Here is a 12806-nt window from a genome sequence, read left to right as displayed (position 1 = left end):
AAGCCATCAAGAGCGCCCTACGGAACCTGTGACCGGTAGATTCCCCAGCAGTTTGAGCCCGGTACTCTTCACGAAAGCGTCATAGTCCATCGGTCTCTCGATACGGGTTTCAGCGTTGGGCAGTACGTAGGCCCAGGCACGCTTGGACGATGCGTCGTAAACCAGCTTGAACAGGCGGGTCGGCACCCAGACCTTGTTGTCGCCGATAGTGGTGTGGCCTGAATCAAAGAGCGGGCCGGTAAAGACAAAAACATTGCCATCGGCTCGCTTGGCAAACTTTCTGACATCGGACTCGACCTTACTCCAGATCTTCCGATTATTGGTTGGGTCCTGCGGCACCATGTTCGACAGTGCAAAGGATTGAGCCATTGCGTTGGGATTCGGAGCATCGGCTGCCGGGGATTGATGGCCGCGGTCCACGGCCGGATGTTGGCTACGGTAGTCGCTCAACTCTGCCCGCCCACTCTTGGGGATGCGTGGGTCCGGGTAGAACTGGTTAGTGCGCTCCTCGCCTTTGGCATCCTGCAGCTGCGCGGCATTAAGGCGTTCGACCACGACCAACGGCGTCTTGCTGGTTTGCGAGTACAGCACCGCAAAGTTATCGGAACACAGGGCCAAGGGTTTCATGGTTGCAGGCACAGTGGCCGTGTTGATCGGTTTCGCAGCCGGGAACAGCTCTGCGCAGCCGTCAAACGATGCCTGTTTCTGTTTGTTCGAATAGAGGCCCAGGGCCGCGTTCTGGCTGATCGAGCCCGAGCGGGATACTTGCTCCTGATGCTGGGTGGGCGGCTTGATGAGATCCAGCAGACTGCGGGCTTCTGCCCCGGTCGAGAGCAAAACAAGGGCCGACAGCCCAACTGCAATTTTGCGTAGGTGCATGCTTTAAATCTTCGAATTGGATTGAGGGGTAAACGTACGGCGAGTCCCGATTCACGGAACCAGGTGGAGGCGGTTGCTGATTATATTGCGGCGAGCATGCTTTCACTGTCCTTGATCAAAATGTCGATGCGGATCCGGTCGGTTCGCGCGGGATTTATTGACCATCACAAGTCACTTTAGTGCTGAGCAGCGTTTACATTCGACTCGTCGATGCTCTTCGAAGAAGCGATCGGCAGAGGAATGTAGACATCGCGCTCAACGGCACAACGACCCCATGGGCAAACCCGACCATAGCGCTCTATGATTGAACCCCATGACGACCTCTCTTCCGATCCGCCAACCCTGCCCGCCCGGTGCCTGCATCTGCGAGCGTGAGCCGTTGCTGGAAACCCCCGGCGCGGATCTGCGCATCCTGAGCCTGACCCGATCGGAGGAAAAGCGCTTGGTCGAGCGCCTGGAAAATCTCCAGAGCCTCGGCGATCTGGAGCGGCTGCAACGCCGGATGTACGAGCAATTGGGTCTGCGCGTCGAGATCGTCCCGGGCTTCAATGAAGTGCGCACCATGCGCGGCATCAACATCACCCTCGGCGAACTGCCGGGCCTGTGCCGCAAAACCCGTCAGTCGATTCCGGCGGCGATTCGTCGAGGGCTGGAGAAGCGCCCGGAGATTGCCTACGAGCTGCTCAATGCCAACGACTTGTTGCGTGATGCCTGATTGTTCTCGCTGTTATCCCGATATGTTCGTTTCAAATGTCCTGAAAGAGGATCAGCGGTCGTACGCGAAATGCGGGCCGCTGCTATGCCTTCTCATGGGAGCAAGCGTTTCAGGCCAGCCAGGATGGAACTGGAAACACAGCCGTGACCGTGGCCTCGGCGCCAGCCAGGTGCGCGAAGATAAAGGTGCCAATCCGTAGCAGGAGGTGGCAGATGTTATTCATCGTCCGTTGGTCCATCAGTCCGCAACAGCGTAATAGCGCAATCGAACGTTTTCTCAAGACCGGTGGCGCGCCACCCGCAGGCGTCAAGATGCTGGGGCGCTGGCATGCCGTCGGTGGCTCGAGTGGTTTTGGCATTGCAGAGGCCAGTGATCCGGTGTCGATTCAGAAGTGGGTGCTGGAATGGAGCGACCTCATGAGCATGGAAGTCCACGCCGCATTGACCGATGAACAGGTGGCGCCGCTGCTGGCTGCCGCAGTCGGCAAGCAATAGTCGTTGTGGTGAGGGGGCTTGCCTGTGGTGAGGGAGCTTGCCTGTGGCGAGGGGGCTTGCCCCCGTTGGGCTGCGAAGCAGCCCCAAAATCTCTGATACACCAAAGTTTTGTGAGTGCTACACACTCAAACGGGGCGATGCGGCGTTCCGACAAGCCCCCTCGCCACTTTCCTTCTGATTCACTATTTTTTCATCCCCACCCGCCGCCGCATGTCGGCGGTTATCGTCTGTCGGGTTTTCTTCAGGTCGGCCCAGGGTTCGTCACCGATGTCGGCCAGACGTTCATGCACGTTGTGCACGTTCCATTGATTGCCGCCCTTGAGCTGCGCCACCTCCTCGCGAAAGATCGGCACCGACACCGGCAACCCTTCGCGGGTGCGCACGGCATACGCGCAAATAGTGGTGGCGCCCAGACCGTTGCGCAGGTAGTCGATGAAGATACGCCCGATACGGTTTTTCGGTCCGGACACCGCAGAAAAGCGGTCCGGCAGTAATTTGGCCATGTGGCTGACGATCGCGTGGCTGAAGTCCTTGACCTCGTCCCAGCCGTGTTTGCGGGTCAGCGGCACGATCAGGTGAATCCCCTTGCCGCCGCTGGTTTTGAGAAACGCCTTGAGCCCCAGTTCATCCAGCACCGTGAGGGTTAGCTGGGTCGCTTCGATCATGCTTTTCCAGGGCAGCGCCGGATCTGGGTCGAGATCAAGGACGAACCGATCGGGTTTATCCAGATCGACTGACGTGGCGTTCCAGGTGTGCAGTTCCACCGTGCTCATCTGCACCGCGCCGATCAGCGCTTTGGCGTTATTGATGATCATCACCGGTTGGCCCGTCAGTTCCTTGTCCAGGGTAACAATCCCCGGAATGGCCAGGCGTTCGGCGTTCTTCTGAAAGAACAGTTCGCCGGCGATGCCGTCCGGCGCGCGCACCAGCGCCACCGGCCGGTCCTTGAGTTGCGGCAGTATCCATTCGGCGACGCTGGCGTAGTACTCCGCCAGTTGCATCTTGGTCGTGCCGCTGCTGGCGTCGATCACCCGGTCCGGGTGCGTGATGCGCACCTTGCCGCTGGCCAGGCCGATCTGCGACGGCGCGACAGTCGACTGGGCGGTTTTTGGCTCCGCGGCGTCAGGTTTCTCAGCGGTGGATTTGTTCTTCGCTGTGGATTTTGGCGCGGCAGTTTTTGAGGCTGAAGTGTTCACGGCTTTCGGCAGCTCCTCGGTAATTTCTTCGGCAGGCTTGTCATCGCGCAAACCATGGAACACGGCGTGGCGCACCGAGCCGTCCTTGGTCATTTCGGCAAAGGCCACTTCCGCCAATAAAGTGGGTTTAAGCCAATGCACACCCTTGGCTTCAAAACCGCCAGGCGGATTGACCACCGACGGCTTTTTCGTCTGCAGCGGTTTCAATTGTTCGTAAATGCGCTTGAGAGCCGCCTCGTTGAAGCCGGTGCCAACCTTGCCGGCATAACGCAATTCACCGCTGTCGTGGTCGTGCAACCCCAGCAACAACGCGCCAAAAGCACTGCGCGCGCCTTTGGGGTCGGTGAAGCCGACCACGACGAATTCCTGCCGGTGCTTGCACTTGAGTTTGATCCAGTCACGGGTGCGCCGAGACACGTAAGGCGAACCCAGGCGCTTGCCGATCAGCCCTTCCATCTGCATTTCGCAGGCGCTGTTGAGCAAAGCCTCCGGGGATTCGCCGAAGGAGTCGGAGAATCGCAATAGCGGGTTTTCATTGAGTTTGAGCACAGTCGCCAGCGCCGCCCTGCGCTCCTCGACGGGTACTTCACGCAGGTCCACGCCATTGAGGTAGGGCAAATCGAACAGGTAGTAAACGATGCTGGCGCTACTGCCGGAATCGAACGCGTTTTGCAGCGCCTGGAAATCCGGAACGCCCTGCTCGTTGGCCACCACCATTTCGCCGTCGAGCCAGGCCGACTCCAGGCCAAGCGCTGCCAGTGCCTCGGCTTGCCCGGGCAGTTTATGGGTCCAGTCGTGACCGTTGCGGGTGAAAAGTTTGACCTCGTCGTGGTCGATGCGCGCCATGACCCGGTAGCCGTCGAACTTGATCTCATAGCTCCATTCGCCGCTCGGCGCGGATTCGACCAGCGTTGCCAGTTCGGGTTTGAGCAACTCCGGCAGCTTGGCTTTGCGCGCGCCCGTCAGTTGTGGTGACTTTTCCTTGCGCGCCTTGGCCGGGGCGTTTTTGATCGGTTTGGTTTTTTCAGCGCCGTGCTTTTTTTCCAGAATGGTGCGGTCGCTGAGCACGCTGTCCGGCTCGGCGGCAACCACGTCGTATTCGCTGTCGGGCCTGGCGGCGCTGTCCTGATGTTTGATCAGAAACCATTGTTCCTGCTTGCCCGGCATGTGCGTGCGCACGAGGTTCCACAGGCCACCGAGCTTTTCTCCTTTCAGCTCGAATTTCAGCCGGCCCTTGGTGTACGCCGTGGCCGGATCGTCCTGGGGAATCCACACCCCACGGTCCCAGACGATCACATCGCCGGCGCCGTAATGTCCTTCGGGAATGGTGCCCTCGAACGTGGCGTATTCCAGCGGATGGTCTTCGACATGGATGGCCAGGCGCTTGACCTTGGGGTCCAGCGACGGCCCTTTGGGCACGGCCCAACTTTTCAGCGCGCCGTCGAGTTCCAGGCGAAAGTCATAGTGCAGGTGCGAGGCGTCATGCTTCTGAATGCAGTACTGCAACGCATGGTCCTTCGCCGTTTTTTTGCCCGAGCGTTTGACGGCAGCCGGTTCCGAGGTCGCCGAGAAATCGCGCATGCGGTTGTAATCGTCCAGGTTCTTGTTCATGGCTGATGCTCGTTGCCGAACGCTGAGTGGGCAGGTTCTACATCAGCAGAGCGACAGGCCCGGTAGAAAATTCCATCACCATTGGAATTGCCCGGACAGACGGGCCAGCGCTGCGGCACTTGCTCGCGGTGCAGTGAATATACTCAGCGGATGGGGGATTCATGCCTCGGAGAGCAAATCATGCGAACGGTTCACGTCATCGAAGCCGGGAAAACGCCCGCGCCGGCCAAAGTTGTTGGAGAGACAATCACTATTCTTGCCGGCGGCGATCTGACCAAACCCTTTGAAGTGCATATCCAGGAAGGTGTGCAGGGTGGCGGGCCACCGCTGCACTTTCACCCTTGGGACGAAGCGTTCTATGTCATCGACGGGCAGGTCGAAGTGACCGTCGCGGGTCAATCCACCACTCTCTCGACCGGAGGCTACGTGCACATCCCCGCGGGGGCGATCCATGCTTACAAGAACATCAGCCCCACCGCAAAAATCATCGGCGTGGTTTCCGATCCGCGTGGCGGCCTGCTCTTTGCGGCGCTGGATCAGCTCAAAGTGCCTGAAGACCTGCCTCGGATACCGGAGATATCTGAAGGCTTCGGCGTTACGTTTCTGCTGCCGAAATCACCCGCCGCATGATTAACGGATGCACACAATTTCCGTAGGCGCTGCCGCAGGCTGCGATCTTTTGATCTTTGGCTTTTCCGAAGTCGCTGAAAATCAAAAGATCGCAGGCTTCGCCAGCTCCTAGGTGAACGCTCAAGCCACGCCGCCCTTGGCCTGCTGCTCTAGATGTACCTGCAAGTCGGGATCGATCTTCAAGGCCGCAGCCAATTCATCCAGATAATTGCGTTCGGCGTCCTGCTGATCGTCCACCAACATCACGCTGGCCAGGTACATCTCGGCAGCCATGCCTGGGTCCTGGGCGGACTGCGCCACATCGGCGGCATCCAGCGGCCGGGCGACTTCGTCATCGAGCCATTGTTGTAGTTGCGGATCGTCGGTGTGGCGGCCGATTTCGGTGCTGATCATTTGTTTCTCGGCATCATCGATGCGGCCATCGGCCTTGGCGGCGGCGATCAGGGCACGAAGGATGGCGTGGCTGTGGTCTTCGATTTCCGGGCCCGACAACAAATCAACGGTGCGCGGCGCCTGTTGCGGTGCCGAGGCCTGGCTCCGTTGCCAGGCCTGATATGCCTGGAACGCCATCATCCCCAAAGAAGCCAACGCCGCGTAGTTGGTGCCGCCCGAGCGCGTTTGCGTCGAACCGCCCATGGGTGATCCGCCGCCCAGCAGACCACCGAGCAAACCACCCAAGCCCCCACCGCCCGCACCGGCACCCGCGCCGCGCCCTAACAGACCACCCAGCAACCCGCCAAGATCGCCCAAACCTCCTTGAGCTGACGCCCCACCACCACTTTGTTGCGACTGCGAGCCCTGGCCGGCCCGCAGTAATTGCTCAAGCAAATCGCTGGTGTTCATGACGAGGTCCTCATTAATGGGCAGAAACTCAGTCAGGCAACGATAGTCCTCGCCGGACACCTGCGCCATATAAGTACTCACCGGTGCAGCCGCGGAATCCCCCATGAACGCTATCGCTCAAATTTGAGCCAGGGGGTAGCTCACCCTGTGAGCTATTCCTAGCCGGAAGCCGTTACAATTAGGGTCAACGCTGGGCGTTCGCAACGCACTGAATTCATTTGAAGAAGGAAGCACTACGTGAAACGGAATTTCTCCCTGGCCCTTATCGTCCTGGCTGCAACTCTAGGAGGCTGCGCCGCCAATAAGCCGGCCAACGATCCATCCTTGATTGGTTCATGGAAAGGCCTGCGGGCAGAAAACGGCAAATGCCAGTTCCTATCCTGGAACAACAACTTCAAATCCGACGGTAGCTTCACCATCACCTTTTTCCGGGATGCCCAGCAGACCCAGCCGATTCAAACTGAACATGGCACCTGGTCTGCTGCCAATGGCAAGAACGAATTGAGAACCGATGGAGTGCGTTTGCCAGATGTCTACACCTACAAGTTGATCGATGCCGACACGGTGCATTACGTAAATGTGGCGTCAGACCCTTCCGGCGATTGCCAGGAAGACTATGACTTCACTGAGCGCCGCATTCGCGGTTAAGCATTGGGGGCCCTGAAACAACAAAGCCCACTGGACTGGGCCTAAGATGAGCACGGATCGCTCATCAAAACATCCACTCAAAGGACGAACACGATGAGCCGCGCCAGCCATATCTGCCTGATGGCGACCTATAACGAGTGGATGAACGCGAAGATCTATGCAGCAGCCAGGGGCTTGTCCGATGAAGAACTCTCAGCGGATAGAAAAGCATTCTTTGGTTCTATTCTTGGGACGTTGAACCACCTGGTGATCGGGGACAGAGTCTGGCTAAAGCGATTCGCCAATCACCCAACGAACCACTCTGCACTGGAGCCGATCAGGCACCTTCCCACCCCCGAAAGCCTCAGCCAACTCCTGTTCTCAAATATCCAAGAGCTCTCAGCACATCGAGGATGGCTCGATCAGATAATTGTCGAATGGTCTCGCTCAATGACAGAGTCGGATTTAGATCACACCCTCAATTACACAAGCATGAAGGGAATACCTGCCGACAGGAGCTTTTATGGCTTGGTCATGCATTTCTTCAACCACCAGACGCATCACCGCGGCCAAGTTACCACCTTGCTTTCACAAGCTGGTGTCGACGTAGGCGATACGGATCTGGTCGCTTTAGTTCCATGGCACTGAGCGTTCGGCGAAGTCACCTTGCCCAGGGTGACTTCGCCGAACGGCTAGTTTCGTACTTTCCATGCGTTTTTCCATTTAATCCCGTCTGTTGTGCGATAGCTACCACGCGAGGTGCAGCATCCTCCCGCCCCGAATGCTAATCGGCCAAAGCGGATTGTGATGGCAGCCTTTTCCACTGTGATTGACTGTGACGGTAGATGGCACGAGGAGAAAGGATAGAAGTCTGTCTCGAAAAGTTTAACTGCTTCAATACTTTTCGATTCCCCTTTGATTTCGTAGGCTGCACAGTTGTAGACCACTAAATGAAGGTTCCTTCCTGCCAATGTGCCCTTGTAAATCAGTTCTGGGGGAGCATTACGAAGTAAAAACTCTGCAGTACTTTCTGTGTCTTCGAGTTCTGCCCCTGCTGCCTTTACTGCTACAGACAGTAAGAGAATAGCCATCCCCAGCATGCAGGTAGGAAAAAAACATGTGCGCATAGAAAGTTTCTGATGCAGGGCATAAAGACAAAAATCCTTTGGATTTAGCGCTTTTCGATAGAAGGTCGCTGTAATTGAAGTGGTCACGACACGGCTTGTCTTTTCGGTGAAAAACATAAAATAGGCGGGCAACTGCAATTATGAGCGTGATCAAGTCGGCATGCTTGAATGGGCATGATCTGTACGCCTATCTGAAGGACACTCCTCACGCGGCTACCGACGCAGCGAGCAAGCGAGATCGGGCAACTGCTGCCGCATCAGTGGATGCCTGTCCGAGTGACACAAGGTGTGTACGCTTAGGTCAAGTTGAGCTTGCTGGTGTGAGGAGCTTTTCGAAATAGATGCGCTTGAAACCGTCCTCAGTGCCTTGCGCCACTTTTACATACCCGAGCCTGGGGTAAATCGAGAGGTTGTCGGTCATCATCTCATTGGTATAAAGATGCACTGCATCCTTCTCGTTTCGGGGCAGGTTCAATGGAGCTGGCGTTGCCTCTGTGCTCAGTCTTCAGCCAGGTACTCGTCGGTTGGACGCCCGTTGAGCAACGCACTTCATAGGCTTTGCCATTCATGCTGCTTTTAGAGGCAGCGAGATCAATGAAGTCTTCTGCACTGCTCACCAAATCCTTGCCTTCGAGATAATTCAGCTTCTTTTCGAGATGTGCCCGAGCCTCGGGTCCAGGGTATTCACTGCCATTGCGCACGAACTTACACTCACTGCGCTCCACAAAATCCAATAAACCCTTTATCTCTTGGTCTGCCTGAGGCGTGGTTTGAGCCTGTGCACCGCACGCCACTGCAAAAAGGCCGATAGAAGCTGTGATCAGCCATTGGCGGAAAATGGGTCGAGTCACCGCTACTTTCAAAATCCACATGATTCTTCCTCGTCCTGAAAGGCGTGACTGTAGCACCGAGCAGTCATTCACTAAAAAGTCCGACGCTGATCGGCATCTTTATTTGATGTGGGTGCGTCTAAGCGCAGGAAACGCCACCGGGCAAGTCTATTTGGATTCTGACGTCGGTTGTTTGGCTGCGATGCTCGGATCCGGTACTTCTTTCCAGCCCTTCTTCAAATAGACATCGGCGACAATTTTCCGGATAAAAAAGCAATATCCAATGGGCAGGCACACGACTGGTATACCCATCCAAGGTGGGCCCGCCATGACCCCCAAGCCAATTGCAATTACCCAGATCAATAGATGGGGCCAGAGTTGCGCAAAAAATAGATAGATAGGGCCAAGGAAAAAGATCGCTAAAACCTGGAATGCACCGACTTCCTCTGTCTCATTACTTTCTGGATTCTTAAAATAACGTGCCACGCCAATTCCCTTACAGAAGATTTCCACTTCTGTTGTATCTGCACAATCCGCTCAAGCTTGAGTACGTCACTCTGCGCCTTATGGTTGGCTTGTGCACCTATGGGTGTGCCTGAGGATCAGGCGAGTTCGATCCAGCCAAGGCCCGCCGAAGACGATGATCTCTGATGGCCTGCCCATTCACACTCCTGACAGAAACTGACACCGCCTCCTTTTATGCTGCCCCCACCTTAAATGGAGCAGCCCAATGATCACTCCCCGTTTTATTTTGCTTTACGTGGAAAACCCCGCCGTGAGTGCGCGGTTCTATGAGTTTCTGCTGGAGCGCAAGCCCGTGGAAGAGTCGCCAACCTTCGCGCTGTTTGTCCTGGAGGGCGGCTACAAACTGGGGCTCTGGTCACGGCATACCGCCGAACCGGCAGCACAAGCGACGGGCGGCGGGACCGAGCTGGCGTTCCCGGTGGAATCCGCCGAGCAGGTCGATGCACTGTTTGCCGATTGGAGCGCGCTCGGGCTGACCATGGCCCAACCGCCGACAGAACTCGACTTCGGTCGCACCTTCGTCGCGCTTGACCCGGATAACCATCGGCTGCGCGTGTTCCACCCCTCGTTGAGCTGATGTGTCCGTCCCGACATCGGTCGGGCACAGGCGTACAGTGCTTTAATTCGTGCCCCGGATATTTCCGGGGTATTTTTTTGCGCGGCGGCTAAGATTCATAGGTGGTGAACCTTATTCCCGAAAATCCGGTCGATACCTGCAACCCGACCCGGTTTGCCGACGCCCTCAACAAGAGGGTGATAACTGGCTTGCTTCACTTTCTGGAGAACGCCCCCGTGATATCCACTGTACACATTGCCAGGCTCAAAGCATGGGGCGCCCATGGTTTTACCGCCACTGGCGTGGTCACAGCCTTCCTTGCGACCCTCGCTTTGTTGGAGAATCAGCCGACCAATTGCCTGCTGTGGCTGGGCGTGGCGCTGATCGTCGACGGTCTGGACGGCGCGCTGGCACGCAAGGTCAATGTGCAGTCGGTGCTACCGAGTTTCGACGGATCGATCCTCGACCTGGTGATCGACTACCTGACGTACGTGTTTATCCCGGCACTGTTCATCTACCGTTACATCCCGTTGCCGGACTACACCCTGTTGCTGACCGTGTCGCTGATTCTGGTGTCGTCACTGTTTTGTTTCTGCAACGTCAACATGAAGAGCAAAGACAACTACTTCCAGGGCTTCCCCGCCGCGTGGAACGTGGTTGCGCTATGCCTCTACATCATCGACCCATCGCCGTGGATCACCCTGCTCACCGTCATCGGCCTGGCGCTGTTGACCGTGACCCGAATGAAATTCCTGCACCCGTTCCGCGTGCGCCGGTTCATGCCGATCAACATTGCCGTGACGGCCATCTGGCTGCTGTGCAGCTTGTCGCTGGTGGTCAACCACCCGGTCATCAATCCGCTGGTGATGGGTTTGTGGCTGCTGATGTCGGCGTACTTCCTGGGGATCTGCTTCTGGCGCACGGCGCTGGAGTGGTTCGACAGCTCGCGGCTCAAATAGGCACCGCGATCATGCCCATCCACATCGTCCAACTCGGCTCCCCCCGCACCGCGAATGAAGGGCTGCGTCTGGGCACGGTACGCCGCCCGCCCCGTGGTGTACCGAAGGCCGAATTTGCCAGCCGGGATTTTTACGACGTGTGGCAACCGCTGCTGTCCCCCAGCCCCGAGTTGGTGGCCGAAGCCAAAGCAGCTGAAGATGCCAAAGCCTGGGATGCTTTCAAGCGCAAGTTCAAGGCCGAGATGAACCATCCCGCACCCAGTCAGCTGCTCGACCTGCTGGCCGCCCTCTCCCATCAAACGTCTCTGGCCGTGGGGTGTTATTGCGAGGACGAGGCTCACTGCCACCGTTCCGTGTTACGGGAGTTGCTGGAGGCACGGGGCGCGAAGGTTGTATAGGGCGCACGACCCCCACCCCCCCTGTGGGAGCGAGCCTGCTCGCGATGACTGCATTCCAGTCAATGTAGATGTCGACTGACACTCCGCCATCGCGAGCAGGCTCGCTCCCACACTTTACCGAGTCAACCGTTACCTCAACGCGTACTCGCCCGCTTGCGGACGAGACTTTGATCATGGTCAATACTTAGAGGATTGAATGGCTATCGAATGACCACACGTCGAGCGCACTGTCGCTCTCCCATGTCAGCCCAGGGGGACCGTCGTCCGCTCGTTTACCCACGGGAGGTTTGTCATGTCTGGTCAAGCTCGTTTCATGCTGGTCGCCTCGCCCCTGATGGAACACAGCCCTGCCTTCGACCGGGCCGCAGCGCTGGCCAAAGCCGAAGATGCGGCCCTGCATATCGTGGCCTTCGACTATCTGGAAGGTCTGGCGACCGCCGGCTTGGTCAACGAAAAGGCCCTGGAGCAGATGCGTCTGGGCTATGTCGAGCGTCACCGCCAGTGGCTTGAGGAACAGGCTCGCCCCTTGCGCAAGATCGGTGTGCACGTCACCACGGAGGTGACTTGGGTCGAAAATCCGCTGGAGGAAATCCTGACTCACCTCAAAGAGCAGCCGATGGACGTGCTGATCAAGGCGCTGGAACATCAATCGCGGCTGTCGCGGCTGGTGTTTACCCCCCTCGACGTGCATTTGCTGCGCGAATGCCCGGTGCCGCTGCACTTCGTCAGCCATGCCAAGCATGCGTTGCCGCGCAAGATCGTTGCAGCGGTCGATCCGTTCCATCGCGATGATCACTACAAAAGCTTCAATGACCGAATTCTGCACGAAGCGTCAAAACTGGCGAGTGCCTGCAATGCCGAGCTCGACGTGGTCTACGCCTATGACCTTTCGTCGATCAGTTCGGACGAGTTCAGCTTCGAGAACGGTTCGGCGTTTTTTGCTTCGGACAAGGCCAAGACCCTGTTCGACTTCCAGGAGGATGCCTTCAACGATTTGGCCGCGCGCAACGGCATCGCGCCGGAGCAACGGCACATGATCATGGGCAGCCCGACCAAAGTGCTGACCCGATATGCCGATACCTATGACGTCGACGTGATTGTCATGGGCCGGGTCGGCCATCGCGGCATGGGCCGGTTGATCGGCAGCACGGTGGAGCATCTGCTGTACAAAATGCCGTGCAGTGTATGGGTGGTCTACACCGAGCGGCTGGATGAGTGATCGGGCTGGTCAGGTAGTCAATTCTGCACATCCCCTTGTGGGAGCGGGCTCTGTGGCGAGGGGGCTTGCCCCCGTTGGGTCGCGAAGCGGCCCTAAAAGCTTTGCGACTGCTTCGCAGCCGAACGGGGGCAAGCCCCCTCGCCACACAGCCCCCTCCCACAGGGGATTTGTGTTGTCGCTTCAACGCCGAGAGAGAG

The 12806-nt window shown here is 57.6% G+C and carries 14 protein-coding genes and 2 pseudogenes; 10 read left to right on the top strand and 6 right to left on the bottom strand.

The features are described 5' to 3' along the window. Positions 1–6 precede the first annotated feature (6 nt). Entirely contained in the window at positions 7–879 is an 873-nt protein-coding gene (locus ACQKPC_RS05220; RefSeq protein WP_427623433.1) for a DNA/RNA non-specific endonuclease, read from the bottom strand. A 313-nt stretch (positions 880–1192) separates the two neighbouring features. Here ACQKPC_RS05220 and ACQKPC_RS05215 point away from each other — a divergent pair, with 313 nt between their 5' ends. Continuing rightward, the gene (locus ACQKPC_RS05215; protein WP_008073195.1) at positions 1193–1594 is read left to right on the top strand and encodes a hypothetical protein; all 402 of its coding nucleotides are present in this window, start codon (positions 1193–1195) and stop codon (positions 1592–1594) included. A 212-nt stretch (positions 1595–1806) separates the two neighbouring features. After that, positions 1807–2088, top strand: coding sequence for a DUF3303 domain-containing protein (locus tag ACQKPC_RS05210; RefSeq protein WP_427623432.1), 282 nt, complete (start codon positions 1807–1809; stop codon positions 2086–2088). A gap of 182 nt (positions 2089–2270) precedes the next feature. On the opposite strand, the gene ligD is transcribed toward ACQKPC_RS05210, so the two are convergent. Further along, entirely contained in the window at positions 2271–4895 is a 2625-nt protein-coding gene (ligD, locus tag ACQKPC_RS05205) for a DNA ligase D (protein ID WP_427623431.1), read from the bottom strand. A gap of 180 nt (positions 4896–5075) precedes the next feature. Here ligD and ACQKPC_RS05200 point away from each other — a divergent pair, with 180 nt between their 5' ends. Then, a complete protein-coding gene (locus ACQKPC_RS05200; protein WP_427623430.1) occupies positions 5076–5525 on the top strand; it encodes a cupin domain-containing protein in 450 nt (149 codons plus the stop codon). Between the two features lie 120 nt (positions 5526–5645). On the opposite strand, the gene ACQKPC_RS05195 is transcribed toward ACQKPC_RS05200, so the two are convergent. Further along, positions 5646–6368 (bottom strand): tellurite resistance TerB family protein, encoded by a 723-nt coding sequence (locus ACQKPC_RS05195; RefSeq protein ID WP_427623617.1) that lies wholly within the window; start codon positions 6366–6368, stop codon positions 5646–5648. A gap of 237 nt (positions 6369–6605) precedes the next feature. Here ACQKPC_RS05195 and ACQKPC_RS05190 point away from each other — a divergent pair, with 237 nt between their 5' ends. Further along, positions 6606–7016, top strand: a complete 411-nt coding sequence (locus tag ACQKPC_RS05190) for a hypothetical protein (protein WP_123499625.1) — start codon at positions 6606–6608, stop codon at positions 7014–7016. Between the two features lie 93 nt (positions 7017–7109). Continuing rightward, on the top strand, positions 7110–7643 hold the full coding sequence (locus ACQKPC_RS05185) for a DinB family protein (protein ID WP_427623429.1): 534 nt from the start codon (positions 7110–7112) through the stop codon (positions 7641–7643). Positions 7644–7687: 44 nt separating this feature from the next. Here ACQKPC_RS05185 and ACQKPC_RS05180 read toward each other — a convergent pair whose 3' ends face one another. Further along, positions 7688–8209, bottom strand: a complete 522-nt coding sequence (locus ACQKPC_RS05180) for a hypothetical protein (RefSeq protein ID WP_427623428.1) — start codon at positions 8207–8209, stop codon at positions 7688–7690. A 35-nt stretch (positions 8210–8244) separates the two neighbouring features. Here ACQKPC_RS05180 and ACQKPC_RS05175 point away from each other — a divergent pair. Further along, positions 8245–8422: pseudogene (locus ACQKPC_RS05175) on the top strand (transposase domain-containing protein); the annotation flags it as partial. A gap of 171 nt (positions 8423–8593) precedes the next feature. Here the strand turns inward: ACQKPC_RS05175 and ACQKPC_RS05170 are convergent. Both ACQKPC_RS05170 and ACQKPC_RS05165 read right to left on the bottom strand, forming a co-directional pair. Then, positions 8594–8994: pseudogene (locus ACQKPC_RS05170) on the bottom strand (DUF5329 domain-containing protein). Positions 8995–9120: 126 nt separating this feature from the next. Beyond that, entirely contained in the window at positions 9121–9438 is a 318-nt protein-coding gene (locus tag ACQKPC_RS05165) for a hypothetical protein (RefSeq protein ID WP_427623426.1), read from the bottom strand. A gap of 244 nt (positions 9439–9682) precedes the next feature. Here ACQKPC_RS05165 and ACQKPC_RS05160 point away from each other — a divergent pair, with 244 nt between their 5' ends. The 4 genes from ACQKPC_RS05160 (at position 9683) to ACQKPC_RS05145 (ending at position 12609) form a co-directional block, all read left to right on the top strand. After that, complete coding sequence (locus ACQKPC_RS05160; RefSeq protein ID WP_427623425.1) at positions 9683–10054, top strand: VOC family protein; 372 nt, start codon at positions 9683–9685, stop codon at positions 10052–10054. Between the two features lie 215 nt (positions 10055–10269). Beyond that, a complete protein-coding gene (gene pcsA, locus ACQKPC_RS05155; RefSeq protein WP_032830527.1) occupies positions 10270–10992 on the top strand; it encodes a phosphatidylcholine synthase in 723 nt (240 codons plus the stop codon). Between the two features lie 11 nt (positions 10993–11003). Then, positions 11004–11390, top strand: coding sequence for a DUF488 domain-containing protein (locus tag ACQKPC_RS05150; RefSeq protein WP_007896000.1), 387 nt, complete (start codon positions 11004–11006; stop codon positions 11388–11390). Positions 11391–11682: 292 nt separating this feature from the next. Beyond that, positions 11683–12609, top strand: a complete 927-nt coding sequence (locus ACQKPC_RS05145) for a universal stress protein (RefSeq protein ID WP_427623424.1) — start codon at positions 11683–11685, stop codon at positions 12607–12609. The last annotated feature ends 197 nt before the right edge of the window (positions 12610–12806 follow it).

The sequence above is a fragment of the Pseudomonas sp. NPDC089918 genome, assembly GCF_050280605.1.
Classification (GTDB): Bacteria; Pseudomonadota; Gammaproteobacteria; order Pseudomonadales; family Pseudomonadaceae; genus Aquipseudomonas.
Note: the sequence above shows the minus strand (reverse complement) of the source record. Positions and strands in the feature narration are given on the sequence as shown.

Bases quoted from the DNA above. Each gene is read 5' to 3' on its own strand.
- ACQKPC_RS05220 (WP_427623433.1), bottom strand. From the start codon at position 879: ATGCACCTACGCAAAATTGCAGTTGGGCTGTCGGCCCTTGTTTTGCTC.
- ACQKPC_RS05215 (WP_008073195.1), top strand. From the start codon at position 1,193: ATGACGACCTCTCTTCCGATCCGCCAACCCTGCCCGCCCGGTGCCTGC.
- ACQKPC_RS05210 (WP_427623432.1), top strand. From the start codon at position 1,807: ATGTTATTCATCGTCCGTTGGTCCATCAGTCCGCAACAGCGTAATAGC.
- ligD (WP_427623431.1), bottom strand. From the start codon at position 4,895: ATGAACAAGAACCTGGACGATTACAACCGCATGCGCGATTTCTCGGCG.
- ACQKPC_RS05200 (WP_427623430.1), top strand. From the start codon at position 5,076: ATGCGAACGGTTCACGTCATCGAAGCCGGGAAAACGCCCGCGCCGGCC.
- ACQKPC_RS05195 (WP_427623617.1), bottom strand. From the start codon at position 6,368: ATGAACACCAGCGATTTGCTTGAGCAATTACTGCGGGCCGGCCAGGGC.
- ACQKPC_RS05185 (WP_427623429.1), top strand. From the start codon at position 7,110: ATGAGCCGCGCCAGCCATATCTGCCTGATGGCGACCTATAACGAGTGG.
- ACQKPC_RS05160 (WP_427623425.1), top strand. From the start codon at position 9,683: ATGATCACTCCCCGTTTTATTTTGCTTTACGTGGAAAACCCCGCCGTG.
- ACQKPC_RS05150 (WP_007896000.1), top strand. From the start codon at position 11,004: ATGCCCATCCACATCGTCCAACTCGGCTCCCCCCGCACCGCGAATGAA.
- ACQKPC_RS05145 (WP_427623424.1), top strand. From the start codon at position 11,683: ATGTCTGGTCAAGCTCGTTTCATGCTGGTCGCCTCGCCCCTGATGGAA.